This is a genomic window from Pseudomonas sp. AC070, assembly GCF_979258635.1.
The window spans coordinates 3,700,826-3,726,949 of sequence record NZ_OZ409871.1 but is presented as its reverse complement, the minus strand read 5'-3'; the positions used below and the strand labels follow the sequence as shown (position 1 = coordinate 3,726,949).

General features: G+C 61.0%; 20 protein-coding genes. 14 read left to right on the top strand and 6 right to left on the bottom strand.

What is annotated here, in order from left to right; genetic code table 11:
• Position 1: 1 nt before the first annotated feature.
• A complete protein-coding gene (locus tag ACZZ0Q_RS16740) occupies positions 2–742 on the top strand; it encodes a phosphocholine cytidylyltransferase family protein (RefSeq protein WP_463541514.1) in 741 nt (246 codons plus the stop codon).
• 33 nt (positions 743–775) lie between these two features.
• Positions 776–1,978 carry a class I SAM-dependent methyltransferase gene (locus ACZZ0Q_RS16735; RefSeq protein ID WP_463541515.1) on the top strand — a complete coding sequence of 401 codons (1,203 nt, stop codon included), beginning with the start codon at positions 776–778 and terminating at the stop codon, positions 1,976–1,978.
• Here ACZZ0Q_RS16735 and ACZZ0Q_RS16730 read toward each other — a convergent pair.
• Genes ACZZ0Q_RS16730 through ACZZ0Q_RS16715 form a run of 4 tightly spaced genes read right to left on the bottom strand, consistent with a single transcriptional unit; the run spans position 1,975 to position 4,880 of the window.
• Complete coding sequence (locus ACZZ0Q_RS16730; RefSeq protein ID WP_463541516.1) at positions 1,975–2,709, bottom strand: formyltransferase family protein; 735 nt, start codon at positions 2,707–2,709, stop codon at positions 1,975–1,977. The two genes, ACZZ0Q_RS16735 and ACZZ0Q_RS16730, sit on opposite strands and share 4 nt — an antisense overlap.
• Positions 2,706–3,299 (bottom strand): hypothetical protein, encoded by a 594-nt coding sequence (locus ACZZ0Q_RS16725; RefSeq protein ID WP_463560768.1) that lies wholly within the window; start codon positions 3,297–3,299, stop codon positions 2,706–2,708. Before ACZZ0Q_RS16725 ends, ACZZ0Q_RS16730 begins: the two co-directional genes overlap by 4 nt.
• Positions 3,296–3,814 carry an adenylyl-sulfate kinase gene (locus ACZZ0Q_RS16720; RefSeq protein ID WP_463541518.1) on the bottom strand — a complete coding sequence of 173 codons (519 nt, stop codon included), beginning with the start codon at positions 3,812–3,814 and terminating at the stop codon, positions 3,296–3,298. The genes ACZZ0Q_RS16725 and ACZZ0Q_RS16720 overlap by 4 nt, the downstream gene beginning before the upstream one ends.
• A 4-nt stretch (positions 3,815–3,818) precedes the next feature.
• Positions 3,819–4,880, bottom strand: a complete 1,062-nt coding sequence (locus ACZZ0Q_RS16715; RefSeq protein ID WP_463541519.1) for a CDP-glycerol glycerophosphotransferase family protein — start codon at positions 4,878–4,880, stop codon at positions 3,819–3,821.
• A 127-nt stretch (positions 4,881–5,007) separates the two neighbouring features.
• Here ACZZ0Q_RS16715 and ACZZ0Q_RS16710 point away from each other — a divergent pair, with 127 nt between their 5' ends.
• From ACZZ0Q_RS16710 to ACZZ0Q_RS16655, 12 genes are all read left to right on the top strand, one after another.
• On the top strand, positions 5,008–5,472 hold the full coding sequence (locus ACZZ0Q_RS16710; RefSeq protein WP_122492525.1) for an acyltransferase: 465 nt from the start codon (positions 5,008–5,010) through the stop codon (positions 5,470–5,472).
• Position 5,473: 1 nt separating this feature from the next.
• The gene (locus ACZZ0Q_RS16705; RefSeq protein WP_463541520.1) at positions 5,474–6,583 is read left to right on the top strand and encodes a DegT/DnrJ/EryC1/StrS family aminotransferase; all 1,110 of its coding nucleotides are present in this window, start codon (positions 5,474–5,476) and stop codon (positions 6,581–6,583) included.
• Between the two features lie 130 nt (positions 6,584–6,713).
• Positions 6,714–7,133: a sugar 3,4-ketoisomerase gene (locus ACZZ0Q_RS16700; RefSeq protein ID WP_463541521.1), complete on the top strand. Its 420-nt coding sequence runs from the start codon at positions 6,714–6,716 to the stop codon at positions 7,131–7,133.
• Between the two features lie 57 nt (positions 7,134–7,190).
• The gene (locus ACZZ0Q_RS16695; RefSeq protein ID WP_463541522.1) at positions 7,191–12,791 is read left to right on the top strand and encodes a glycosyltransferase; all 5,601 of its coding nucleotides are present in this window, start codon (positions 7,191–7,193) and stop codon (positions 12,789–12,791) included.
• Between the two features lie 404 nt (positions 12,792–13,195).
• Positions 13,196–14,656 carry a flagellin gene (locus tag ACZZ0Q_RS16690; protein WP_122492521.1) on the top strand — a complete coding sequence of 487 codons (1,461 nt, stop codon included), beginning with the start codon at positions 13,196–13,198 and terminating at the stop codon, positions 14,654–14,656.
• 77 nt (positions 14,657–14,733) lie between these two features.
• Complete coding sequence (locus ACZZ0Q_RS16685) at positions 14,734–15,099, top strand: flagellar protein FlaG (RefSeq protein WP_122492520.1); 366 nt, start codon at positions 14,734–14,736, stop codon at positions 15,097–15,099.
• Positions 15,100–15,178: 79 nt separating this feature from the next.
• On the top strand, positions 15,179–16,627 hold the full coding sequence (gene fliD, locus ACZZ0Q_RS16680) for a flagellar filament capping protein FliD (RefSeq protein ID WP_463541523.1): 1,449 nt from the start codon (positions 15,179–15,181) through the stop codon (positions 16,625–16,627).
• A 126-nt stretch (positions 16,628–16,753) separates the two neighbouring features.
• Complete coding sequence (gene fliS, locus ACZZ0Q_RS16675) at positions 16,754–17,134, top strand: flagellar export chaperone FliS (protein WP_122492518.1); 381 nt, start codon at positions 16,754–16,756, stop codon at positions 17,132–17,134.
• Between the two features lie 19 nt (positions 17,135–17,153).
• Positions 17,154–17,453, top strand: a complete 300-nt coding sequence (locus ACZZ0Q_RS16670; protein WP_463541524.1) for a flagellar protein FliT — start codon at positions 17,154–17,156, stop codon at positions 17,451–17,453.
• Between the two features lie 220 nt (positions 17,454–17,673).
• Positions 17,674–19,146, top strand: coding sequence for a sigma-54-dependent transcriptional regulator (locus tag ACZZ0Q_RS16665; protein ID WP_463541525.1), 1,473 nt, complete (start codon positions 17,674–17,676; stop codon positions 19,144–19,146).
• A 121-nt stretch (positions 19,147–19,267) separates the two neighbouring features.
• Positions 19,268–20,473 carry a sensor histidine kinase gene (locus tag ACZZ0Q_RS16660; RefSeq protein ID WP_463541526.1) on the top strand — a complete coding sequence of 402 codons (1,206 nt, stop codon included), beginning with the start codon at positions 19,268–19,270 and terminating at the stop codon, positions 20,471–20,473.
• A 6-nt stretch (positions 20,474–20,479) separates the two neighbouring features.
• Positions 20,480–21,883 (top strand): sigma-54-dependent transcriptional regulator, encoded by a 1,404-nt coding sequence (locus ACZZ0Q_RS16655; protein ID WP_463541527.1) that lies wholly within the window; start codon positions 20,480–20,482, stop codon positions 21,881–21,883.
• A gap of 139 nt (positions 21,884–22,022) precedes the next feature.
• Here ACZZ0Q_RS16655 and ACZZ0Q_RS16650 read toward each other — a convergent pair whose 3' ends face one another.
• Positions 22,023–22,547, bottom strand: a complete 525-nt coding sequence (locus tag ACZZ0Q_RS16650; protein ID WP_463541528.1) for a CsiV family protein — start codon at positions 22,545–22,547, stop codon at positions 22,023–22,025.
• Positions 22,548–22,565: 18 nt separating this feature from the next.
• Positions 22,566–26,015: a transcription-repair coupling factor gene (gene mfd, locus ACZZ0Q_RS16645; protein WP_463541529.1), complete on the bottom strand. Its 3,450-nt coding sequence runs from the start codon at positions 26,013–26,015 to the stop codon at positions 22,566–22,568.
• Between the last annotated feature and the right edge of the window lie 109 nt (positions 26,016–26,124).

The window sequence follows — 26,124 nt, the reverse complement described above, 5'->3', positions numbered from 1 at the left end:
CATGACACGGGCACTGATTCTCGCCGCCGGACGCGGCAGCCGCATGGGCGCACTGACCGCCGAACAACCCAAATGCTTCGCCGTGCTGCACGGCCAGCGCCTGCTCGACTGGCAGCTTGCGGCCTTGCGCGGCGCCGGCATCAGCGAGCTGGCCATCGTGCGCGGCTACCTGCGCGAGCGCTTCGACGAGCCGGTGACCTACTTCGAAAACCCGCGCTGGCAGCAGAGCAATATGGTGCGCACCTTGTTGGCCGCCGATGCCTGGCTGAGCAGCGCGCCGTGCATCGTTAGTTACAGCGACATCGTCTATACCGCCGCCACGGTCACGGCACTTGCCGACACCGCAGGCGACCTGGCGATTGCCTACGATCCCGATTGGCTGGCGCTGTGGTCCAAGCGCTTTGCCGAACCGCTGGCCGACGCCGAGAGTTTTGTGCTCGACGCCCAGGGCAACCTGGCGAGCATCGGCGAGCGCTGCACCAGCACCGAGGAAATTCAGGGCCAATACATGGGCCTGCTGAAATTCACCCCGGCCGGTTGGGTACAGGTGAAACAGCAACTGGCGCCGCTGGACGAAGCCGCCATCGACAAGCTCGACATGACTAGCCTGCTGCGCCGCGTGCTCGGCGCGGGTGTGGCGATTGCGCTGTCGCCGGTTCAAGGGCTGTGGGGCGAGGTGGACGAGCCGGGCGACCTGGCCTTGTATCACCAGCTCATTTCTGCGGCGGCGCTGGCCGGCTAGTTCCCTTCACTGTTTCGTCTGGCGAGGCTGTTCATGGCACTGCACTTTCCGCTGCACATCGTTTCGCAGATTCTGGACCGCATCCCGCGCCCGCTTGACCCCCTTGAGCAGCACGCGCGCCAACGCCTGGCCAGCCTCAGTCAGGAAGACGCCGATGCGCTATGGGAAGGGCTGTGCCTGCGCGTGCTACTAAACCCGGTGTACCTCGGTTTTCTGTGGCCGCAAACCTGCGCCGAGCATCCGCAACTGCAAGCCCTGACCCGCAATCTTCTGACTCAGCTGTGGGTGCCCGGCTTGGCAGCCGAGGTGGAAACCACCAGCGCGCAGTGGGTGATGGAGCAGGGCGATGCGCAGGTGCCGGGCACGCTGATGCACGATCTGTTGCAGCACCTGAGCACGTTCCCTGTCGAGGCCGACCAGAACTTCGCCTTTCTGGCGCGTTATTACACCTGGCGCGACGTGGTGGTCACGCAGTTAGTCGCGCCTGAGCGTATCGGCCTGCTCGACCGCTTGTTTGGCTTGCTGCATATGCAAGTGCAGCAATGGGGCAAACCTTATTGCAGTGGTTATGCGTATCAGGGCTACGAGCGCATCGGCCTGGCCGGGGTGAAACCCACGCAGGAGCGCCTGGCCGGCTACGGTTTTATGCCGTGGCTGCGCGCCGGTATGAGCGTGCTGGAGATCGGCTGCAACAACGGCTTTATGGCCATCGAACTGGCGCGTCATGCCGGCCATGTCGATGCGGTGGAGTACAACCCATTCCTGGTGGAAATCGGCCGCACCACGGCGGCTGCCGTGGCCCAGCACAACGTGCACTACGAGGTGGCCGACTTCACCACCTGGCAGCCACGCCAGCGTTACGACGTGGTGCTGTCGTTCGCCAACCATTGCACCATCGATGGCAATTTGTCGGTGGAGTTTGAGAGCTTTGTCGCCAAGCTGTGGCAGCTCACCGCCGATGACGGTTGGCTGTTGTTCGAGAGCCACAACGTGTTTGGTCCGGGCGCTGGCGCACCCGGCGATGACGGCGACCTGGACGCCAAGTTCGAGGTGATGGAGCGCTACTTCGAGCTGGTCGACAGCAAAATGACCCGCGCCTTCGTGCCCACGCAAGACATCGACAAACTGTTCGTGGTGCTGCGTCGGCGCCCGGCTGTGCTTGCCGCAGTGACGCGGCAAATGAACCTCGCCCAGGCGCGCCTGCGCTACGAATTCAGCGGCACGCCGTTCGCCTAAGGCTGCTCGGCGGCCGGTAAGCTCAGCAGGGCCAAGTGTTTGAGCACCGGGTGGATCACGTAGTAGGTGTTGCCGTGCTCCACCTCTTGTTGCATCTCTATGGCCAACTCGCCGGTGGCTTGGTAGGCGCGGAGCACCTGCAATAACAGGTCGGCGCGAATGGCCGTGTCGTAGCGGCGGTCGATGTCGGTGCCCATCGGCGGCGCCGGGTAATGCTTGCGCGCCAGCACCGGGCCGGTGTCGATCTGCTTGTCGAGAATCAGCGCACTGGCGGCGCAGCGACCTTCTTCCAACAGGCTGTAATAGGCCGTGGTGCTGCCGCGATAGTCCGGCAGCCAACCGCTGTGCACATGCAGCAGCGGGATGCCCAAGTCGATCAGCTCGGCACCGACCAGTTGCCCGCCGTAGCCCGAGAAAATAATCACCCTGGGCTGCAACGCCTGCACCTGTTCACGCACGGCGGGAGCATTGATGTCGCGCGTGTCCAACTGGCTGAAGGCAATGCCGGCAGCGGCCAGGCTGGTTTCCAGCGAGATGTTCAAATCGGGCAGCAACACGCCATGCAGATGCTCGGCCGGCTGGGGCGTCGGCTCAGTGGCGGTGGGCGCGTTGGCCTCGCCGAGCAGCAGCACATGGGCCGGCGCCAGGTTGTTGGCCAACAGGGTTTGCAGGTACGCCTGCGAACGGGCGCTGTGGGCCGCGATCATGACCACGTTGTTCAGTCGGCTCACGGCTGATCTCCTGCGTGCAATGGCACCTTCACTTGCTGGGCCAGCGCCTCGACCCATCGCGCTTCGCCGGCAATCAACCACGCCAGGTGGGCGCCGAGTTCGGCCGGGCAGCTCGCGTGGACGGCAATCAGCGTGTCGAGGCTTTTCAGCAGGCCATTGAGAAACGGCAAAGCGTTCGGTTGCGCCTGCATGGCCAGGCACAGCGCGGCGAATTGCACATACAGCGACAGGTCGTCGTAACCGCTGTCGAGCACCGCTTTGAATGCGGGCGTGTAGTGACGGTACAGGCGTTTGCTGACCTCGAAGCGTTGCAGCAGCTGTTCGGCGAAACGGCGATGGGCCGGCGCGCTGAGGTCGCTGGTGAGCAGCAGGTTTAGCAGTGCTTGGGTGTCGTAGCCGTGCTCGCTATTGAGCGTCACGCCGCTGGCCTTCGGCGCCCAGGGCTGGGCCGGCGGCAAGTTGGCCAACGCCTGTTCGCGGCTGGCGCGCCACGCGGCAAAAAACGGTTGGCCGTGGTAGGCGCTGTAGAAATAGGTGTTGCGCTCTTCCAGGCGTTCGCCCTGGCTGTAAGGGTAGGGCGGGGTGCTCATGGGATGCTCTGCGCCTGCTTGAGAATGTCGCGGGCCAGGGCGCTGATGTCGGCCGTGGCGCTGGTGTCGATTTCCAGGTCCGCGTGGGTGGGCGCCGGGAAGGGAATGTCTACGCCGACCATGTCGCTCATTTCGCCTGCCAGGGCCTTGGCGTACAGGCCTTTGGTGTCGCGCTGCACCAAGGTGTCGAACGGCGGGTTGAGGTACACCTCGAAGTAGCGCTGGAAGTGTTCGCGGTTTTTCGCCCGCAGGTCGGGGAAAATCGAGAGGATGCTGCACACCACGTTGATCTGTTGGGCGTCGAGCCAGGCGCACAACTCGAAAATGCGCTCGGCGTTGGTCCGCCGCCCGGCCATGCTGTAGTCGGCGGCGGCGAGATCCTGGCGGAAGATGCGCCGCACTTCATCGCCATCCACCAGCACGGTGTTGGGCTGTTGTTGCTTCCACTGTTGGGCGATCTCGCGGCCCAAGGTAGTTTTGCCCGAGCCAGACAAACCGATTAACCAGATGACCATGCTGTTAGCGCCCTTTGTTGAGCATTTTCGGGCTGTTGGCGATAGCCAGGGCGGCCACGTTCGCGGCAAAGCCATGGAAGGGCGCGAAGAAGTATTGGCTCAGCTGCTGGCGTACGCCGCGTTGCTGTGCCCACAGGTGCTCGTCGGCCAGCAGGTCGGGTAATTGCTCGACCTGTTCGGCGCTGATGTGCGGCATCACTTTGCGCAGCCAGATATCTGAGGAGTCTTTGCCCACCAGCGGGTCGCTTTCGGCGTGGGGCATGTCCAGCAGCAGCACGTTGCGGTCGGTATAGATGCCGCCGAAGGCGGAGCCGCCGTAGTCGCACAGCAAAAAGTCGGCGAGCTGAAACAGCTCGACGTTGTCGATGTGTTCGCGGATGCAGGTGTTGATCACGTCGAGCTGACGCATGCGCGCGGGCTCGTCGGTAATGGTGATGGGGTGCGGTTTAACGATCACGTTATAGCGGTCTTGCAGCGCGGCGATGGCGCTAACGAACAGATCGATCGAGCACAAGGTTTTCCACGTCGGCAGCCACACCACGGTTTTGCGGGTGGGGTCGCAGCCCAGCTCGGTAAGCCGCGCGGCGCGGTCCAGCGGCTGGTTGAAAAAGCGGTCGAAACGCGGGTAGCCCATCTGCACTTTCAGCGTGTTGCTGCAGAACGCCAGCTGCTCGGCCTGGTACGGTCCGAAGCACAGCACGGCGTCGTACACCTCGTTCCACTGCTGGAAATTCCAGCCCGCTTTGCCGGTGGCGTACATGAAGCGCAGGTTGTGCCGGCCGATGGACTGGGTGAGGTAGGGCGAGTCGCTACCGCGTTCGTAATGCTGGGGAAAACTGGACACCAGAATGTCGTAGCGCTGTTTCTGCGCGAGCAGCTCGCTGGCTGCACGCCAGGGCAATTGCTCGCGCTCGCAGGTGTCGATGATGGTTTGATGGTCTTTGAGCTGTCCGGTCACCGCCACTTCCACACTGCCGGCCGGAAGGTGCTGCCACACCGCGCGGTAGTGGTTGAACATTTCGATGTTGTGAATCAGAAAACCGATGCGGTCGAGGTCGTTAGCCATGCCATCCAGTCCGGGCGGGTGCGGAGGCTCATCTTACTGAAAAAAAGCGCCGTGGCGAGGCGCCGTCCGTGACGAGCCTGCGACGGCTTGCTAACCTCAACCCCACCTCCAGCAAGGCACCGCGCGCATGGCTTCGATTCATCCTTTGGCAGACGTTCACAGCCAGCAGATTGGCGATGGCACCACGGTGTGGCAGTACGTAGTGATTCTGCCGCGCGCCCAAATCGGCCGCGATTGCAACATCAACGCCCACTGCCTGATCGAAAACGACGTGGTGGTTGGCGACCGGGTAACGGTGAAATGCGGGGTGTATTTGTGGGACGGTTTACGCATCGCTGACGACGTGTTCATCGGCCCCAACGCCACCTTCACCAACGACCTGCTGCCACGCTCGAAACAATACCCCGACAGCTTCCCGCAAACCCATGTGCATCAGGGCGCGTCCATTGGTGCCGGGGCCATTATTCTTCCCGGTATCTCCATCGGTGCCGGCGCCATGGTGGGCGCCGGTGCGGTGGTCACCCACGATGTGCCAGACCATGCGCTGGTAGTCGGCAACCCCGCACGCGTGGTGCGTTATCTAGGCGATTGATATGTTTCCTTTCCTTGATGTAGCTGCGCTCAATCTGCGCGACGAACAGGCGCTGACCGACGCGTTTCAACGCGTGCTGCGCTCGGGCTGGTATGTGTTGGGTGCCGAGGTGGCAGCGTTCGAAACCGAATACGCCCAAGCGTGCGGCGTGCCCCATGCCATTGGCGTGGGTAACGGTCTGGACGCGCTGACACTGATATTGCGCGGCTATAAAAACCTCGGCCGTTTCGATGACCGCGACGAGGTCATTCTGCCCAACAACAGCTTTATCGCCACGGCCCTGGCGGTGAGCGGAGCGGGCCTGACGCCGGTGCTGGTGGAGCCCGATGCGGCGACGTTCAACATTGATCCGCAGGCGGTAAAAGCCGCCATTGGCCCGCGCACCGCCGCCATCATTGCCGTGCATTTATACGGTCAGTTGGCGGACATGGACGCTTTGCAAACCCTGGCTAGCGAGCACGACCTGCTGCTGATCGAAGACTCCGCCCAAGCCCATGGCGCGGTGGACGCGCTGGGTCGGCAAGCCGGTGCGTTTGGTCATGCGGCGGGCTTCAGTTTCTTTCCCGTGAAAAACCTCGGTGCCCTCGGGGACGCCGGTGCCGTGACGACCGGCGACGACCGTTTGGCCGAGCAAGTGCGCAAGCTGCGCAGCTATGGCTCTACGCGCAAATACGTTCACGACGTGCAAGGCGTGAACTCGCGCCTGGATGAACTGCAAGCGGCCCTGCTGCGGGTGAAATTGCCCAGCGTACAGAGCGACGCGCAGGCGCGTCAGGCCATCGCCAAGCATTACCTGAGCCACATTCGCAACCCGCTGCTGGTGCTGCCCCAAGCGCCAGCGGTGGCCGGCAGCCATGTCTGGCATCAGTTCGTGGTTCGCACCCAGGCGCGTGAGCAGTTGCAGGCGCACCTGGAGCGCAGCGGCGTGCCGAGCCTGATTCACTACCCCGTGCCGATTCACCGCCAGGCCGCCTACAGCGAATTTGCCCAACTGAGCTTTCCCATCTCCGACGAGCTGGCGGCGCAGGTGTTGAGCCTGCCGTTATACCCCGGCCTACCGGCAGCCCATCAGCACGCGGTTATCGAGGCGTGTAACAGCTTCAGCGGCTAAGCGCCTGCGGGCGCCGGCAAAGTGGTGCAAGTTTTGCTTTGCAGCTGGCAACGGCTATCACTGCTAATTTTTTGACGGGTACGCGTGGTCGAAATTGGTTTGATGGTTTCCATACGGATTCGGAGCGCTCATGTCTCTACAGCACTGCAAAATTGTCGATCTGCCGATCATTGAAGACCGGCGCGGCAACTTGACCTTTATCGAGGGGAATCAACACATCCCCTTCGATATCAAGCGTGTTTACTACCTGTACGACGTACCGGGCGGCTCGCACCGTGGCGGCCATGCCCATAAAGAGCTTCATCAATTGCTGATCGCCATGTCGGGCAGCTTTGACATCTTGCTCGACGACGGCCGCACCAAATTCAAATACCACCTCAACCGCTCCTATTACGGCCTGTACATCCCGCCGATGATCTGGCGCGAGATAGACAACTTCTCCAGCGGCTCGGTGTGCATGGTGCTGGCCTCGGAACACTTCAGCGAAGCCGACTATTTCCGCGACTACGATCAGTTCTCCCAGGCGGTAAACGCCAAGCCCAAAGGCTGATGCGTGGGCCGCCTGCGCAAGCGTGGGCGGCGTGTTTTACATTTCGGAGCTTCATCCATGTCTGCTACTGCACCTTCAAGGTGGAGTCACCTGCAAGGTGCATTTGCCAGCGCCGCGTTGGTTCCTGCACGCGCCGCCAAGGGCCGCAAACATTTGCTGGAACTGGCGCCGTCGACGGCGTGGGCGCCCGCGCCGCTGGAGATGGTCGACTTCGCCATTGCCGCCAATGTTCGCCGCGCACCGCAACGCACCTATGCCCAATACAGCGCCGAGTTTCATCAAGTGCGGCTGGTGGCCGGCATGGCCGGCATTGCCGATGTGGATAACGGCGAATACGTCTGTGACGTGGCGTTCGATAACCGCGAGCGGCTCAACGTCGGCTGGTACGAAAAGCATGGATTGAAGCTGACTGACGACGGTCGTTGCGCCTTTTATGCAGGCGCCGGCGAGCCGTTGCAGGTGGCCCATGCCATTTCATTTTTCGGCTGGGAAAACGGCAACTACGCGCACTGGCTGAGCGAGAAATTGGCGCGTTTTTTCTGGATTAACCAAGCCGCGTTCGATGCGCAAACCGTGGTGTTGGTGGAGGCGGGTTTGCCTGCCTCGATCATGGACTCGCTGGCACTGTTCTGGCCGCGCGAGCGAACCGTCTGCGTGCCCGCCGGCCAGGCGTGCGATGTGGGCGTGCTGTATCACTTCTCCGACAGTGCCGATATCTGGGAACCACGCGCCGGTTACGTGTATGCCGGTGACGAGTATCAGGTGTTCCCCAGCGCCATCGCCTGGATGGCCAATTACATCAAAGCGCGGGTGCCACGGGCGCACCGCGAGAACGGCAAGACGTACCTGATTCGCCCGCCCGGTGGAAACGGCCGCACCATCGTCAACCAGCAAGCGCTGACCGAGGCGCTACGCGCTGACGGCTTTGCGTTGATTCAGCCGGAAACCCATACGTTCGCCGAGCAGGTGGCGCTGTTGTCATCAATGGAGCTGGCGGTGCTCGGCTCCGGCGCGGCGGCTGCCAACCTGCTGTGGATGCCCAGCGGCAGCACGTTGGTGATGCTTATCCAAGACAACGCGCAGATGTGGTACTGGTTTTTCCACGCCTTGGCGGCGGCTGTTGGCGTGCGTTTGGTTTATTTGCCGGTGGTTGGTCAACCCGGCACCCACTCAGTGGTATTCCACTGGAACGTGGAAATCCCCATCGAAAAATTGCAGGCCTGGTTAGCCGCCGATGCGCCGGTACGCCAGGCGCGCCTGGCACACGTGCCGGTCGACCGGGACGCCGAAGCCGCTGCATTTTTCGCCGAATTGAATCACCAGCGTCGGGCCCAGCATGGGGCGCAGGCGTTGTTTGCCGAGGAACAGACTGCCGTGGATGTAACCGTTGCCGTCATGTCGTACAACAACAGTGCATTTGTCGGTCAGACCATCGACTCGATTCTCGCCCAGCAGGGCGTGACGTTCGAGGTGGTGGTGTTCGATGACTGCTCCAAAGACAACAGCGTCGAGATCTTGCAGCGCTACGCCCAGGACCCGCGCTTTTATTACGAGGTCAACGCCAAGAACCTCGGCATGACCGGCAACTACAACAAATGCGTCACCGCTGGCAGCGGCCGTTATGTGGTGGTGCTGGGTTCGGACGACGTCTTGTACCCCGGCCACCTGGCCTCCTTGGTGGCCGCTCTGGACCGCACGCCGCAAGCTGGCCTCGGTTACACGCAGTGCAACTGGATCGACGAGCAAGGCGCGATTACTCACTACGCGCAACATCCCGGCCACCGTTCGCAGTCCTATTCGGGCGGGCGCGATGAAGTGGTGGACCTGCTCAGCTACGACAACTACATCACGCCCTCGGCGGTCATGTTGCGCCGCAGCGTATTGGCGCAAATCACCCAGGCTGACGGCACCATTCACCGCAGCGACATGCTTGCCGGCGATTGGGAGTTGTGGATTCGTCTGGCGCGGCTGGCACCAGATTTTGTTTTTCTGCGTCAGCCCAGCGTCGGTTACCGCGTGCATGGCGGGCAGATTTCCAACAGCTTCTACGGCAGCGACAAGCCGCTGGCCGAACACACCGAGATTCTTGAACTGAACCTGGCCGACCCCGCCGTGCGCCCGCGCATGATCGCGGCGGCCGGGCCGATTCTGGCCCTGTATCGCCAGCGTATGCAGAGCGCGCCAGCCGAGGTGCAAGCGCGCTTCAGCGCACGCAGTCAGGCGATTGAAGCGGCGCTGCTTGGGCCGAAGGCGCTCAAGGCCGGCGAGCAGGGGCCGACCTTCTCCATCATTCTCACCACCTATAACCGCGCCGATTTGCTGGTTGACGCCCTGGCCAGCCTGAGCGCGCAAACCTTCAAAGACTTCGAAGTCATTCTGATCAACGATGCCGGCGTGCCGGTTGAGCAGGTGCTGCAAGGTTACGACTTCCCTATCACCTATTTGGCACTGGGGCGTAACGGCGGGCTGTCGAACGCGCGTAACTGCGGCATTCGCCAGGCTCAAGGCGCCTACTTGTGCTACCTCGACGACGACGACATGTGGCTGCCAGAGCATTTGCAGCGCCACGCCGAGGCTCACGCGCAAGGCCCACGCCTGGTGTACACCGACACGCTGTACGTGTTGGAAACGCTGGAAGGCGGCAAGCGCCAGGAGATCTCGCGGCAATCTTCGTCGCAGCACGGCCCGTTCTCGCGCGACAACTTGCTGGTGCAGAACTTCATTCCGGTGAACGCCTGGTCGCACCCGCGCCAGTGGCTGGATGAAGTGGGCGGCTTCGACGTTGAGCTGCCAGCGCTGGAAGACTGGGACATGCTGCTGAAGTTGTCGGCGCGTTATCCGGTGGAGCACGTGCAAGCGCAAACCGTGCAAGTGCATATCCGCCAGGAAAGCCCCGAGCAGCGCATGAGCGTGCGCGAGCGCAAGAACTTCCCCGAGCTGTTCCGGCGCTTGTACGGCCGCCATGGCCAGGGCGTCGAGGCGCCGGTGGAGCAAGCGCGCGGTGAGTTTCTGCAAAGCCTGCTCGATGAAATGAGCAACAAGGCGGTGGGCCAGCCCACGTTCGGTTACCTGCACACACTGTCGCCGCAGGTGCTCGCTGCCTTCGAACGTCGTTTGCAAGGCGCGTATGTGCCAAGCATTGAGGTGCTGGTGCTGGCATTGCCGGGCACCGAACCGACGGCGCTGCAAGCGACGGTCGACAGCCTGAACACGCAACAGCACGGCGCGCCGCACCGCGTGGTGAATGGCGATTGGCAGCAGGTTAACGATGCCGCCGTGGCCAGCACGGCCGATTGGCTGTACGTGCTGCCGGCCGGCGATACGCTGGAACCCCACGCGCTGGCATTGTTGTTGGACCGTGCCGTGGCCGCGCCGACTGGCTGCTATTACAGCGACGAAGACACCAGTGGCGAGCAGGGCGCGCATTCACCGATTTTCAAACCCGACTTCAACCTCGATTTGCTGCGCAGTTACCCGTACACCGGGCGCTCGCTGTTTATTGCCCGCGAGGCACTGGAGCAATTGGGCGGGCTGCGGTTCCAGTTCGACGGCCTGGCCTTGCAGGACTTTCAGCTGCGTTGCGCCGAGTCTTTCGGCTTGGACAGCGTCGGCCATATCGCTGAGGTGCTGTGCCACAGCGCGGTGCCGTTCGCGCGCTGGCTGGCCAGTGACGAGGTGCGCCTGCATTCGGCAGCGGTGGTCAGCGAACACCTCGACCGTCTCGGTGTGCCGCACACCATGCAAGAAGGCGTATTGCCGGGCTTCAACCGCATTCGCTACGACTACCCCGAGCGGCCGCTGGTTTCCATTCTGGTGCCCACCAAAGACCAATTGGCGTTGCTGCAACGCTGCGTCGAAACCTTGTTGGAGAAAACCGCTTACTCGAATTACGAGCTGCTGATTATCGACAACGCCAGCGAAACCGAAGAAGCCAAAGCCTGGCTGGCGGGCATCGAGCAGTTGAACAGCGAGCAGATTCGCGTGGTGCGTTATCCGGGGCCGTTCAACTTCTCGGCTATCAATAACGCGGCGGCCGCTGTCGCGCGTGGCGAGTATCTGGTGCTGCTGAACAACGACACGGCGATTCTGCGTGAAGACTGGCTGGATGAATTGCTTAACCACGCGCGGCGCCCGGAAGTGGGCATCGTCGGCGCCAAGCTGTTGTTCCCCAGCGGCCATATTCAGCACGCCGGTGTGGTGCTGGGGCTTAGCGGGCCGGCGGACCATCCGTTCCTTGGCGACGCCGGTGACAGCGCCGGTTACATGCAGCGCCTGTTGGTGGCCCAGAACTATTCGGCGGTAACGGCGGCTTGCCTGATCATCCGCAAAGAGGTGTACGACGCGGTTGGCGGGCTGGATGAGGTGGTGTTCAAGGTTTCCTACAACGACGTCGACCTGTGCCTGAAGGTGCGCGAGGCCGGCTACCTGAGTGTGTGGACGCCTTACTCGGTGCTGTTGCACGAGGGCAGCGTCAGCCAGAAGTCGGGCGTTGAAACCCTGGCGCAGGAACAAAAACTCAAGCGCTTCCGCAGCGAACAGGCAGCGATGTACCAGAAATGGCTGCCGCTGCTGGCTCGCGACCCGGCCTACAACCCGAACCTGACCCTGGCCAATAAAGGCTTCGAGCTGGATCCGATTCGTGGCGCCACCTGGCAACCCTTTGTGCGGGCGCCGCTGCCGCGCATTCTGGTGCACCCGGCCGATCGCGGCGGTTGCGGGCATTACCGGGTGCGTCAGCCGTTCACCGCCATGCAGCGCGAGGGCGTGGCGGACGGGGTAATCAGCGAAACCCTGCTGCATCCGGTGGAGTTGGAGCGGTTCCAGAGCGATGTGATCATCTTCCAGCGCCAGGTCACCGATGCGCAGCTGGAATCGATGGCCGAGATCAAGCAACTGTCGAACGCGTTCCGTGTGTACGAGCTGGACGACTACCTGCCCAACCTGCCGCTGAAAAGCGTGCACCGCGCCGATATGCCCAAAGACGTGCTGCGCTCGTTGCGCAAAGCGCTGACGCTGGTCGACCGCTTCGTGGTGTCGACCCAACCGCTTGCCGAGGCACTTGCCGGCATGCATGACGATATTCGCGTGGTGCTGAACCGGCTGCCGACCAACTGGTGGAACGGTTTGAACAGCGAGCGCCGCGTTGGGCGCAAGCCGCGAGTCGGCTGGGCCGGTGGGGTAGGGCATACGGGCGATCTGGAACTGATTGCCGATGTAGTGCGGCATCTGGCGGATGAAGTGGAATGGGTGTTCTTTGGCCTGTGCCCGGACAAGTTGCGGCCCTACGTGACCGAGTACTACCCAGGCGTGACCATCGACAAGTACCCGACGATTCTTGCCTCGTTGAACCTTGACCTGGCCCTGGCGCCGTTGGAGCAGAACCAGTTCAACGACTGCAAGAGCAACCTGCGATTGCTGGAGTACGGCTTCCTCGGTTTCCCGGTGATCTGTACCGATGCTGTGTGCTATCGCGGCGATTTGCCCGTGACGCGGGTGAAAAACCGCTACAAAGACTGGATGGACGCCATTCGCATGCACCTGGCTGACTTAGATGCAACGGCGAAAATGGGCGATGACTTGCAGACCATTATTCGTCGCGACTGGATGCTCGAAGGCGAGAATGTGAGCAATTGGGCGAAAGCCTGGATGCCCGACTAGACTCATCGTCAATGCGTGGAAGGGGCTTCACAGCGGTGATAGCCCCTTTTTTTATGCGCGTCAGAAAACGGTGAATGCGGCAGCCAGCCCTGTTAAGTGCCGGTTTTGTTTGAAAATTGGCGTCACTTAAACGGCTGGGTGGGTAAGCGAGGCGTTGGAGATGGCTTGGCCACGTGTAAAAATTTTGATCGAGCCCTTTAGTTCTGCGGCCTGTGCCGATACAGAAAGTGTGGAAGCGGTTTGCACCGGTTCAGCAAGCAGCCAGCAAAATTTTTGAAAATTTTGCTAAAGCTCCAAGAACTAGCGCCGATAAACACTTCGAATGCGAATTCTAGGGGCGCCTGAGCTGCAGGCCCTGAACGTCGCAAGCTCAGGCAAATACTAGGTACTCGGGAGACGCCCAAATGGCACTTACAGTTAACACGAACATTGCATCGCTCAACACTCAGCGTAACTTGAACGCTTCGTCCAACTCGCTGAATACCTCGCTGCAACGTCTGTCCACCGGTAACCGCATCAACAGCGCCAAAGACGACGCTGCCGGTCTGCAGATCTCTAACCGTCTGACCAACCAGATCAGCGGCCTGAACGTAGCGACCCGTAACGCCAACGATGGTATCTCTCTGTCGCAAACCGCTGAAGGCGCGCTGCAACAGTCGACCAACATTCTGCAGCGTATCCGTGACCTGTCCATCCAGGCAGCCAACGGCTCGAACAGCGACACCGACCGTGCCGCTCTGCAAAAAGAAGTATCGGCCCAACAAGCTGAATTGAGCCGTATTGCCGACACCACTACCTTCGGTGGTCGCAAACTGCTCGACGGTTCGTTCGGTACCACTAGCTTCCAAGTGGGTTCCAACGCTTACGAAACCATCGACGTTTCGCTGAAAAATGCTTCTGCTACCTCGCTGGGTTCGTACCAGATCGGTGGCGGCGCAAGCACTGACAGCGCCGGCGCTTCGGCTGCTGGTGGCACTGTGTCTGCAAGCATCGCAGCAAGCGGCGCTGGCTTCTCGGCTAACACCATCACCGTTGTTGGTGGCGGTCAAACCAAAGACGTAGCCGTAACCTCCGGCGACAGCGCCAAATCGATTGCTGGCAAGTTCGACGGCGCCATCTCGGGCCTGAGCGCTTCGGCTCGTAACGTTGTACAGGCTGACGTGAACATCACTTCCGGCGCTGCCAGCTTCTCGCTGAGCGTGGGTAGCCAGTCGGTTGCCATCGTCGGTGTGACTGACTCCAAAGGTTTGGCTGATCAGATCAACTCGAACGCCGGTAAGCTGAACGTAACTGCGAACTACGATTCGAAAACTGACAAAGTGACCATTACTTCGGCCACTGGTGAAAACATTGTCTTCGGTGCTGACTCTGCTTCGTCGACCGGTACCATCAACCTGGCTGCACAAGGTTCTGACGGTACTTTCAGCGCCGAGACCGATGTTCGTGCCGCAGGCGGTAAAGCGATCGGGTACGTCGAGTTGAACTCGCCGAACTCCTACGCCCTCACCGGTACTTCGACTGAAGTGTTTGGCGACCAGGCTGCCGACCTGAACACCGTTTCGGATGTGGATATCTCCACCGCTGACGGCGCTCAACGTGCAATCGCTGTAATCGACAACGCACTGCAAAACATCGATGCTCAGCGTGCGGACCTCGGTGCTGTACAGAACCGCTTCGACAACACCATCAGCAACCTGCAGAACATCTCTGAGAACGCTGACGCTGCTCGTAGCCGGATCAAAGACACTGACTTCGCTGCTGAAACTGCAAAGCTGTCGAAAAACCAAGTACTGCAACAAGCTGGTACCGCGATTCTGGCTCAAGCTAACCAACTGCCACAGTCGGTTCTCAGTCTGCTGCAATAACGCAGAAAGAGACGCCAAAATCGGTGGGAGGAAGGGGATGACCCTTCCTCCCATTTGGCCATTGTGAGGTGTCTAAAATGGATGTTTCCAATATCACGTCGGTTGCCGCTCTGCCCAGACAAGCTCGTGACGGGCAAGTGCCGGTAGGGTCTGCTCAGCAGGCTGCAAAACAGACGGCGTCCGCTGCAAGTGCGGATACCAGCTCCGACGCTCAGGCCGACAGTGGAAGTATTGATGCAGCGGTTGCTGACATTCAGTCCTTCGTGCAAACGGTTAAGCGTGGTTTGAATTTCAATGTCGATGACTCAAGCGGCGAAGTTGTTGTCAAAGTTATCGATACGGACTCAGGCAAGTTGGTGCGGCAGATTCCTTCGGAGGAATTGCTTAAGCTGGCTGAACGCCTAGAGGACATTCGCAGCCTCATGTTCGAGGCTAAAGCGTGAGTTGGTACGGTTCTTGAGTACAACTCGCCATACCCGTTCCCATAGGGAATTCGGGACGTTTTTTTGACGGAGGTGCGAGATGGCTGGTGTAACTGGCATTGGTTCGGGCGTAAATATTGACGACATCGTGAAGGCTTCTGTAGCGGCGGAGAAAGCGCCCAAGCAAAACCAGATCGATAAGCTCGAATCCAAAACAACGACCAAGTTGACCTCGCTCGGTTCGTTGAAGAGCGCAGTGAGCGAGTTCCAAACCGCCCTGTCGCTGCTCAACAGCCCGACCAGCTTCCTGTCCAAATCGGCAACGTCCACCAACACCACCGCGCTCAGCGCCACTGGCAGCGCCAGCGCGATCGCGGGTAGCTATAAAATTGAAGTGTCGAAACTGGCCAGCAGCAGCAAAATTGCTTCTGCGGCGATCAGTGGCGGCAGCACTGCCAAATTCAACACCGGTTCGCTGGAAATCAAAGTCGGCAGCAACACAGCGCTGACCGTCAATGTCGACAGCACCAACAACACCCTTGCCGGTGTGCGTGACGCCATCAATGCCCAAGGCAAAACCGCCGGGGTGAGCGCCACCATCGTTACCGACAGTCAGGGTTCGCGCCTGGTTCTGAGCAGCACCAAGATGGGTGATGGCAACGACATCACCATGACCGGCACCAGCACCGGTACAGGCAATGCCTCGCTCGAAGACCTGACCTTCCCCGGCGCTACGCTGGATCCTACGACGTTTGCCACGCCCGCCGAGTACGACGCCGCCGTAGCCAAGGGCGGTAAAACCCTGGCCGCTGCGTCGAGCGCCAAGCTGACGATCGACGGGCTGGAAGTGGTGAGCGACTCGAACACCGTCGACAAAGCCATTGATGGCGTGACCATCAAGCTGACCGGCGTTACCAAAGCCGACGAGCCGCTGACGTTGAACGTCGCCGATAACACCTCGGCCGTGAAAGCCAACGTGCAGAACTTCGTCACCGCTTACAACAAGATGATGAGCACCGTGAATTCGCTGACCAAAGTGACCACGGTTGCTAACAGCAATCCGGTGGTAGCTGGGCTCGCGGGCGACTCCACGGCGCGCTCGCTGGTCAGTTCGATCCGCAGTGAGTTGGTATCGAACCAGGATAACGGCGGCGCCATTTCGGCCTTGGCCAATCTGGGTATCACCACCAAGACCGACGGCACGCTGGAGGTCAACAGCGCCAAGCTCGACACCGCGATCAGCGAAAACTACGAAGGCGTCGCCGCTTATTTCACCGGCGACGACGGGCTAGCGAGCCGGCTTACGTCTAAGCTCAAGCCGTACACCGATGGTGGCGGAATTCTGCAGCAGCGCACCGACCAACTTTCCAATACCATCACCAGTCTCGATAAGCAGCAGGAAGACTTGGATCTGCGCATGACCGCGTTGCAGACGCGTTTGTACAAACAGTACAACGCCATGGACGCCCTGGTGTCGCAGCTCACCAATACCAGCACCGGCCTCATGTCGCAGCTGGACAACTTGCCTGGCCTGGTCAAGAAGAATTAAGTCCCGCTAATTCTCGCCCGGCCGATAGCTTTTTTTGATGAAGAAAAAGTACGGACGGGCTTAAAGCTCCCACGAAACCCGCCGATAGCTTGAATATCGAAACAACGGTTCACGAGGGTTTGCAAAATGAGAGCGATGGCGGCGATGAATCAGTACAAGCAAGTGAGCGTGTCGTCTCAAGTGTTTGAAGCAACTCCCCATCGTTTGATCCAGATGTTGATGGAGGGCGGTCTTGAGCGTCTGGCTCAAGCCCAAGGCGCCATGGCGCGCGGCCAGGCCTCGATGAAAGGCGAGCTGATCAGCAAAGCCATCGGTATCGTGGGCGGCCTGCGTGAAGGTCTGGACATGGGCAAGGGCGGCGAAGTCGCACAAAACCTCGACCGCGTTTACGAATACATGATCACCCGCATGCTCGAAGCCAACAAAAGCAACGACCCAGCGCCACTGGTTGAAGTGTCGGGTCTGCTGCGTGAAGTGAAGTCCGGCTGGGATGCAATTGCACCGTAAGGTGGGTGAGGACAACGAAATGGCGAATTCCATGCTGCAACAAATCGAAAGTACCCGCCTGGCCCTGATCGACGCTTTTCAACAGGAAGATTGGGAGCGTATCGGCGCGCTGGACACCTCGTGCCGCGAGCAGGTGAGTGCCGCCATGGCCGACAGCACCGGTATCGAAGAAGCCCTGCGTGTGCAAATGGAAGCGTTGGTCGAGGTGTATCGCCACCTGACAGCAGCCTGTGTACGCAAGCGTGAAGCGGTTGGCGAAGAGCTGACCGTGCTGGTCAAGTCCAATCAAAGCGCCAAGATCTATCAGATGTTTGGCTAGTCAAAATTTTGTAGCTAACCTTTCGTCTAGAGGAGTTAGCTACAAACCTCTGCGTTAATTCTCAAGACAATGTGCTACCTGGTTGAACTGGGTAGAGAAAAACACGTCATAAAATTGACTGCGTACAAAAAATTGACTCTACTAGTGGCCAATTGCTGGCGTCATTTTATCGTGGTTGCGATGGACGCTTTCTTCACACCCCGGATCAGAACCAGACACTATGTGGCGTGAAACCAAAATTTTACTGGTCGATGACAACAGCGAACGCCGCCGCGATTTGGCGGTAATTCTAAATTTCCTCGGGGAAGAACATCTGGCTTGCACCAGCCAGAATTGGCGGGAGACGGTCGACAAGCTCGACAGCCCGCGCGACGTGCTGAGCGTTCTGCTCGGCGAAGTCACCAGCAAAGGTGGCTCCCTCGAATTACTCAAACAACTTGCTGCCTGGGATGAGCAACTGCCCATCTTGCTGGTGGGCGATGCCGCGCCAGCGGACTGGCCCGAAGACGTGCGCCGCCGTGTGCTGAGCGCGCTGGAAATGCCGCCCAGCTACAACAAACTGCTCGACTCCCTGCACCGTGCCCAGGTGTACCGCGAAATGTACGACCAGGCGCGCGGCGCCCGGGCCCGCGAGCCGAACCTGTTCCGCAGCCTGGTCGGCACCAGCCGCGCCATTCAGCAAGTGCGGCAGATGATGTCGCAAGTGGCCGACACCGAAGCCAGCGTGTTGATTCTTGGCGAATCCGGCACCGGCAAAGAAGTGGTCGCGCGCAACCTGCATTACCACTCCAAACGCCGCGATGCGCCATTCGTTCCCGTTAACTGCGGCGCCATTCCGGCAGAACTGCTGGAGAGCGAACTGTTCGGCCACGAGAAAGGCGCCTTTACCGGCGCGATCACCAGCCGGGCAGGGCGTTTCGAACTGGCCAACGGCGGCACCTTGTTCCTCGACGAAATCGGCGACATGCCGCTGCCGATGCAGGTGAAGCTGTTGCGTGTGCTGCAAGAACGCACCTTCGAGCGCGTGGGCAGCAACAAAACCCAGAGCGCCGACGTGCGCATCATCGCCGCCACGCACAAGAACCTTGAGTCGATGATCGAAGCGGGCACCTTCCGCGAAGACCTCTATTACCGCCTCAACGTGTTCCCCATCGAAATGGCGCCGTTGCGTGAGCGCGTGGAAGATATTCCATTGCTCATGAACGAGCTGATCTCACGCATGGAAGTGGAGAAGCGCGGCTCGATCCGCTTCAACTCCGCCGCCATCATGTCTCTGTGCCGCCACGACTGGGCTGGCAACGTGCGCGAGCTGGCGAACCTGGTGGAGCGCATGGCGATCATGCATCCCTACGGTGTGATCGGCGTACTCGAGCTGCCGAAGAAATTCCGCCAGGTTGAAGACGAACACGACCAACAGGCCACCAGCGTACGCGACGACCTGGAAGAGCGTTTCTCCTTTAACAGCAACATGTCCGGCCCGGAAACCACCGCCATGCTGCCGCCTGAAGGTCTCGACCTGAAGGATTACCTCGGCAATCTGGAACAGGGGCTCATCCAGCAAGCGCTGGACGATGCCGGCGGCGTGGTGGCCCGTGCTGCTGAGCGCTTGCGCATCCGTCGTACCACCCTGGTCGAGAAGATGCGCAAGTACGGCATGAGTCGTCGGGATGATGACGAACAGTCGGATGATTGACGCGAAATTTCCTCTCTTCAAACTAGTGCCTTGAAAAATAAGGATATTTTTTTAGGCACGGCTATTGCTAGTTCTCTCTCGACTGACCGTCTTATGACGGCTCACCGGGTGAGAGAGAACCATGAAGCAAACCGCACTCCCAACGTCCAGCACTGCTGCTAACGACATCGAGGCCTCCAGCCGCCAAGGGCTTGAGAAGGCGTTCGCCATGTTCAGCCAAATGTCGACGCAGCTCAGTGACTCCTACAACCTGTTGGAAGCGCGGGTTACCGAACTCAAGGGCGAGCTGGCGCTGGTCAGCGCGCAGCGCATGCAGGAACTGGCCGAGAAGGAGCGCCTGGCGCACCGGCTGCAAAGCCTGCTCGATGTGCTGCCCGGCGGCGTCATCGTTATTGACGGCCAAGGCGTGGTGCGCGAGGCCAACCCGGTGGCCTGTGCGCTGCTCGGTAAGCCGCTGGTCGGCATGCTCTGGCGCGAAGTGATTGCCCGTAACTTTGCCCCGCGCAAAGACGATGGCCACGAAGTGTCGCTGAAAAACGGTCGCCGCCTCTCTATCGCCACCCGCTCGCTCTCCGCTGAACCCGGCCAACTGGTGCTGTTGAACGACCTGACAGAAACCCGTCAGCTGCAAGACCAACTGGCCCGCCACGAACGCTTGTCGGCGCTGGGCCGTATGGTCGCCTCACTCGCTCACCAAATTCGCACCCCGCTTTCTGCCGCGTTGCTCTACGCCAGCCATTTGACCGAGCAAGTGCTGCCGGTCGATCAGCAGCAGCGTTTCGCCAGCCGCCTTAAAGAGCGTCTGCACGAACTGGAACACCAAGTGCGCGACATGCTGGTGTTCGCCCGTGGCGAACTGCCGATGCCCGATCGCCTGGCGCCGAAAAAACTCTACGAAGCCCTGCGTGCGGCCGCTGAGCCCCATGTGCAAGGCATGAACGTGCGCTGGCAATGCGACGCCCATACCGGCGAGCTGTTGTGCAACCGCGACACCTTGGTCGGCACCGTGCTCAATCTGGTGGAAAACGCCATTCAGGCCGCCGGCCGCGAGGCGAGTCTCAAGGTTCACTTCTATGTGCGTGGTCAGAACCTGCGCCTGTGCATCAGCGACAACGGCCCCGGCATCGACGCCACCACCATGGCGCGCTTGGGTGAACCCTTCTTCACCACTAAAACCACCGGCACCGGCCTTGGCCTGGCGGTCGTCAAGGCCGTGGCGCGCGCCCATCAGGGCGAACTGCTGCTGCGCTCGCGCCCCGGCCGCGGCACCTGCGCCATTCTGGTATTGCCGCTGATCGCAGCGGCCCCACTGGTTTCTCAGGAGTAACCACCCATGGCGAGCAAAGTTCTACTGGTCGAAGACGACCGCGCCCTGCGTGAAGCACTGGCCGACACCCTGGTGATCGGCGGCCACGACTTCTGCGCCGTCGACTGCGCCGAGGCGGGACTGACGGCCTTGGGCCGCGAGTCGTTTTGCATGGTCATCAGCGACGTCAACATGCCGGGCATGGACGGCCACCAACTGCTGGGCCTGATCCGCAGCCGCTATCCGCAATTGCCGGTGCTGCTGATGACCGCCTTTGGCGCGGTCGAGCGCGCGGTCGATGCCATGCGCCGGGGCGCGGCGGATTATTTGGTTAAACCGTTCGAGCCCAAAGCGCTGCTCGAACTGGTCGAGCGCCATGCGCTTGGCCGCGTCGGTAAAGATGAAGGTGACGGTCCGGTGGCGTTGGAGCCAGCGAGCCGCCAGTTGCTGGAACTGGCCAAGCGCGTCGCGCAAAGCGATTCCACCGTGCTGATTTCCGGCGAGTCCGGCACCGGCAAGGAAGTGCTGGCGCGCTACATTCACCAGCAATCACCACGGGCGGGCAAACCGTTTATTGCCATCAACTGCGCGGCCATTCCCGACAACATGCTCGAAGCCACGCTGTTCGGTCATGAGAAGGGCGCCTTTACCGGCGCTGTCGCCTCGCAGCCGGGCAAGTTCGAAATGGCCGAAGGCGGCACCATTCTGCTCGACGAAATTTCCGAGATGCCCTTGGGCCTGCAAGCCAAGCTGCTGCGCGTGTTGCAAGAGCGAGAAGTGGAACGCGTGGGCGCGCGCAAGCCGATTGAGCTGGACATCCGCGTGCTCGCCACCAGCAACCGCGACCTGGCGGGCGAAGTGGCGGCGGGGCGGTTCCGTGAAGATTTGTTCTATCGCCTGTCGGTATTCCCGCTGGGCTGGCGTCCGCTGCGCGAGCGTACCGCCGACATTCTGCCGCTCGCCGAACGCCTGCTGGCCAAGCACGCGAAGAAAATGAACCATGCCCCGGCACGCTTATCGGCTGACGCCGAGCGCGCGCTGACCGGTTACCCATGGCCGGGCAACGTGCGTGAGTTGGACAACGCCATTCAGCGCGCGCTGATCTTGCAGCACGGCGGCATGATCCAGCCGCAAGACCTGTGCCTGAGCGGCCCCATCGGCCTGGCGCCACTGCCAACGCCGACACTCACGCCCATCAGCAGCGGCAACGCGGTGTTGCCGATCAACGACGAAAGCAGCGACAGCAGCGCATTGGGCGATGACCTGCGCCGGCATGAATTCCAAATGATCATCGACACCCTGCGCGCCGAACGCGGTCGTCGCAAAGAAGCCGCCGAACGTTTAGGCATCAGCCCCCGCACCTTGCGTTACAAGCTGGCGCAGATGCGCGATGCGGGAATGGATGTTGAGGCGTATTTGTTCGCGAGCTAAAACCGTCGCCCACTAAAAAGCCCGGCACAAATGCCGGGCTTTTTCGTTTTACCTGTAGGAGCGGCTTTAGCGGCGATGCTTTTAAAGGTCCAAAGCATCGCGGCTAAAGCCGCTCCTACGCGGGAATTGTGTTCGCGGATTAGAGCGGGCTGATACGAATCAACATGCCCAGATTCGAATGATCCAGATACGTCAATTCGCCCGCTTTCAACCGCGCGGTGCGCTTCAGGCGCTCGCTGCCGGTGAGCATGCCGGTGGCGTCGAACTGGTTGATCCAGAAGTCGGCGTCCAGGTCTACAAAGCGCACTTGTTTGAGGGTCAGCGTGCCTTCCACCGGGTAGTGGCCGAACTGCTGGTTGCCGGTGTTCACGGCGATCTTGGTCGGCGCCTCGCCCATGCTTTGTTGCCAGGCCTGGTGCAGTAGCACGGTGTAGCCGTTGTTCTGATTCAGCTTGGCAGCTTCGCCATTGAGCGCCGTGCCCCGTGCGTTATCAGCAGCGCTGCCTTGCACGCCGGCAGCCCAGTCATCCGGAGCAGTTTGGCTGGCGGGAATCGGCTCGCCGGCCTGGCGGAAAATAATCAGCTCAACCTGATACAGGCCATCGGCAAACGCCATGGGCGTAACGAGGCTGAGCAACAGGGCGACACAACGGAGGGCACGCATTCGGTAGTCCTTTAATAATCAAGCTTGTTTAGGCGTGAGGCGCTCGAAAAGCGCTTCTAGCGTATTGAATCGTTCTTCCGGACGCTCCATCGGCACCTGGATTTTGAACTGCGTAGCGCCTTCGAATTTGTAGCGGTTGGGCTGGCTTTGAATCAGCTTGATCAGCACCAGTGGATCGACCTGGGTATCGGCGGCAAATTCAATTTTGCCGCCTTGCGGGCCGGCATCGACTTTCTTGATGCCTAGTTGCTCGGCTTGCAGTTTGAGCAAGGTCAGGCGCATCAGGTTCTTGGTCGGCTCGGGCAGCAGGCCGAAGCGGTCGATCATTTCCACTTGCAGCTCTTTGAGCGCGTCTTCGTCGGCGGCCGAGGCAATGCGTTTGTACAGGATCAAGCGCGTGTGCACATCCGGCAGGTAGGCGTCAGGAATCAGCGCCGGTACGCGCAGGTTGATTTCCGGTCCGCCACCCAGCGGCTGCTCAAGGTTGGGCTGCTCGCCTTTGCGGATGGCTTTCACCGCGCGCTCAAGCATTTCCATATAGAGCGTGAAACCTACCGCCTGAATCTGCCCACTCTGGCCATCGCCCAACAGCTCGCCCGCGCCACGAATTTCGAGGTCGTTGGTGGCCAGCACAAAGCCGGCGCCGAGGTCTTGGGTGTTGGCGATGGCTTCCAGGCGCTTCTCGGCGTCGGGGGTCATTTGCTTGCGCGGCGGCGTGAGCAAATAGGCGTATGCCTGGTGGTGACTGCGGCCCACGCGGCCACGCAGCTGGTGCAATTGCGCCAGGCCGAATTTGTCGGCGCGCTCGATGATGATGGTGTTGGCGCTGGGCACGTCGATGCCGGTTTCGATGATGGTCGAGGCGATCAGCACGTTGAAACGCTTGTGATAGAAGTCGCTCATCACCTGTTCCAACTCACGCTCGTGCATCTGCCCGTGGCCGATGCCGATGCGTGCTTCGGGCACCAGTTCGGCGAGGTCAGCGGCGCACTTCTCGATGGTTTTCACATCGTTGTGCAGGTAGTACACCTGACCGCCGCGTAGCAGTTCGCGCAGCAAGGCTTCTTTAATGACGGGCTTTTGCTGCTCCATCACAAAGGTGCGTACCGACAACCGGCGCGCCGGCGGCGTGGCGATGATCGACAGATCGCGCATGCCCGACACCGCCATGTTCAGCGTGCGCGGAATCGGCGTGGCGGTGAGGGTGAGAATGTCCACTTCGCTGCGCAGCGCCTTGAGCTGCTCTTTCTGGCGCACGCCGAAACGGTGTTCCTCGTCGATGATCACCAGACCGAGGTTTTTGATTTTCACATCGTCCTGCAGCAGCTTGTGGGTGCCGATAACGATGTCGATCTTGCCTTCAGCCAACTGCGCAACCGCCGCTTTCACTTCCTTGTCGGACTTGAATCGGCTCATCACCTCGACCGTTACCGGCCAATCGGCGAAGCGGTCGCGGAAGCTGTTGTAGTGCTGTTGGGCGAGCAGGGTGGTCGGCACCAGAATCGCCACCTGCTTGCCGCTGTGTACCGCAATAAACGCGGCGCGCATGGCCACTTCGGTTTTGCCGAAGCCCACGTCGCCACACACCAGGCGGTCCATCGGTTTGGGCGCCAGCATGTCGGCCATAACGGCTTCGATGGTGGTTTGCTGGTCCGGCGTTTCTTCAAAGGGGAAGCCGGCGCTGAAGGTCTCGTAATCCAGTTTCGGATCGGCGAAGGCATAGCCTTCACGGGCCGCTCGGCGCGCATAGATGTCGAGCAACTCGGCCGCCACGTCGCGCACTTGCTCAGCGGCTTTGCGCTTGGCTTTCTGCCAGGTTTCCGAGCCCAGACGGTGCAGCGGCGCCAGTGCGTCATCGCTGCCGGTGTAGCGGGCGATCAGGTGCAGGTTGGCCACCGGCACATACAGCTTGGCCTCGTCGGCGTAAGCGAGCATGAGGAATTCGGCGGTCTGGTTGTCCACTTCCAGCGTGGCCAGGCCCAGGTAACGGCCGACGCCATGGTCGATGTGCACCACCGGCGCGCCCTCGCGCAGCTCGGTGAGGTTTTTGATCACCGCGTCGCCGTGGTCGCCACGGGTTTTCTCGCGGCGTCGGCGCTGCATGACGCGCTGGCCGAACAGCGGGCTTTCGGCGATCAACGCCAGGGCCGGGTCGTCCAGCTGCAAACCGTCGTCCAGCGGTGCAATGGTGATCGCCAGGCGCTCTTTGCCTTTTACAAAGTCGCTCCAGTTGTCGACTTCCACTGGCTTGAGGCGCAAGCGCGCGAGCAGCTCCAACAGCACTTCGCGGCGCCCGGCGGATTCGGCGGTAAACAACACGCGGCCGGGGAAGTCGGCCAGGTAGGTTTCCAGCGCAGCCATGGGCTGGCTGGCCTTGGCTTGAATGGCCAGGTCCGGCAGTGCCTGGGCGGCGAAGCGCTCGCGGCCGACGCCGGTGTCGACGTCTTGCTGGCTGACCACCACGCGCGGCCAGTTTTTCAGGCGCGCAAAGCAATCTTCCACCGGCAGAAACAACTCGGCCGGCGGCACCAACGGCCGCTCGGGGTCCACGCGCCGTTCTTCATAGCGGTTGCGTACGTCGTTCCAGAAATTCTCGCTGGCCTGCTCGATGCCCGGCAGCGAGAACACTTGCGTGTCGCTTGGCAGGTAATCGAACAGGGTGTCGGTTTCGTCGAAAAACAGCGGCAGGTAATACTCGATGCCCGCTGGCGTGATGCCGCTGTTGAGGTCTTGATAAATGGTGCAGCGACGGAAATCGACGTCGAAGCGGTCGCGAAAACGCGCGCGGAAACCGGTGACGGCTTCTTTATTCAGCGGAAACTCGCGGGCCGGCAGCAGGCGAATGGAGTCCACCTTGTCGATGGAGCGCTGGGTTTCTGGGTCGAAGGTGCGCAGCGTTTCAATCTCGTCATCGAACAAATCGATGCGGTACGGCTGCGCGGTGCCCATGGGGAACAAGTCGATGATGGCGCCGCGTACGGTGAACTCGCCGTGCTCGTACACCGTTTCCACGTAGCGGTAGCCCGTGGCCTCCAGGCGCGTGCGCATCTGTTCCACATCGAGCTTCTGGCCCACGTCCAGAACCAGGCTGCTGCCCAGCAGAAAACGCTTGGGCGCCAGGCGGTGCAGGGCGGTGGTGATCGGCACCACGAGGATGCCGTGGCTCAGCTCGGGCAGCCGGTAGAGGCTGGCGATGCGCTGGGAAATGATGTCCTGGTGCGGCGAAAACAAGTCGTAGGGCAGGGTTTCCCAATCGGGAAAGTGCAGCACCGGAAGCTCGGGCGCGAAGAACCGCAACTCTTGCTCCAGGCGCTCGGCGCTCTGGCTGTCGGCGGTCAGCAGCAGGGTGAAACGTTTGGCGGCGTTGGCGGCTTCGGCGATGGCCAGGCTAAGGGCGGCGCCGGGCAGGTTGCCCCACGTTTGTTTGCCGGAGGCGGCAGGAAGGCTGGGTAAGCGCAATACGGACACGAGAGGTCGTGGCTCCGGTTGAGGATTAACCGGAAGGATTGTAACTATCCCGCCGCGCTGCTGTCAGTGTTTCGTCCGCTGCAGATTGCCGGCAGTTGCACAGCCCGTC

Excerpts from the sequence above, each read along its gene's own strand:
- ACZZ0Q_RS16740 (WP_463541514.1), top strand. The coding sequence starts at position 2 with ATGACACGGGCACTGATTCTCGCCGCCGGACGCGGCAGCCGCATGGGC.
- ACZZ0Q_RS16735 (WP_463541515.1), top strand. The coding sequence starts at position 776 with ATGGCACTGCACTTTCCGCTGCACATCGTTTCGCAGATTCTGGACCGC.
- ACZZ0Q_RS16725 (WP_463560768.1), bottom strand. The coding sequence starts at position 3,299 with ATGAGCACCCCGCCCTACCCTTACAGCCAGGGCGAACGCCTGGAAGAG.
- ACZZ0Q_RS16720 (WP_463541518.1), bottom strand. The coding sequence starts at position 3,814 with ATGGTCATCTGGTTAATCGGTTTGTCTGGCTCGGGCAAAACTACCTTG.
- ACZZ0Q_RS16715 (WP_463541519.1), bottom strand. The coding sequence starts at position 4,880 with ATGGCTAACGACCTCGACCGCATCGGTTTTCTGATTCACAACATCGAA.
- ACZZ0Q_RS16710 (WP_122492525.1), top strand. The coding sequence starts at position 5,008 with ATGGCTTCGATTCATCCTTTGGCAGACGTTCACAGCCAGCAGATTGGC.
- ACZZ0Q_RS16705 (WP_463541520.1), top strand. The coding sequence starts at position 5,474 with ATGTTTCCTTTCCTTGATGTAGCTGCGCTCAATCTGCGCGACGAACAG.
- ACZZ0Q_RS16700 (WP_463541521.1), top strand. The coding sequence starts at position 6,714 with ATGTCTCTACAGCACTGCAAAATTGTCGATCTGCCGATCATTGAAGAC.
- ACZZ0Q_RS16695 (WP_463541522.1), top strand. The coding sequence starts at position 7,191 with ATGTCTGCTACTGCACCTTCAAGGTGGAGTCACCTGCAAGGTGCATTT.
- ACZZ0Q_RS16690 (WP_122492521.1), top strand. The coding sequence starts at position 13,196 with ATGGCACTTACAGTTAACACGAACATTGCATCGCTCAACACTCAGCGT.
- ACZZ0Q_RS16685 (WP_122492520.1), top strand. The coding sequence starts at position 14,734 with ATGGATGTTTCCAATATCACGTCGGTTGCCGCTCTGCCCAGACAAGCT.
- fliD (WP_463541523.1), top strand. The coding sequence starts at position 15,179 with ATGGCTGGTGTAACTGGCATTGGTTCGGGCGTAAATATTGACGACATC.
- fliS (WP_122492518.1), top strand. The coding sequence starts at position 16,754 with ATGAGAGCGATGGCGGCGATGAATCAGTACAAGCAAGTGAGCGTGTCG.
- ACZZ0Q_RS16670 (WP_463541524.1), top strand. The coding sequence starts at position 17,154 with ATGGCGAATTCCATGCTGCAACAAATCGAAAGTACCCGCCTGGCCCTG.
- ACZZ0Q_RS16665 (WP_463541525.1), top strand. The coding sequence starts at position 17,674 with ATGTGGCGTGAAACCAAAATTTTACTGGTCGATGACAACAGCGAACGC.
- ACZZ0Q_RS16660 (WP_463541526.1), top strand. The coding sequence starts at position 19,268 with ATGAAGCAAACCGCACTCCCAACGTCCAGCACTGCTGCTAACGACATC.
- ACZZ0Q_RS16655 (WP_463541527.1), top strand. The coding sequence starts at position 20,480 with ATGGCGAGCAAAGTTCTACTGGTCGAAGACGACCGCGCCCTGCGTGAA.
- ACZZ0Q_RS16650 (WP_463541528.1), bottom strand. The coding sequence starts at position 22,547 with ATGCGTGCCCTCCGTTGTGTCGCCCTGTTGCTCAGCCTCGTTACGCCC.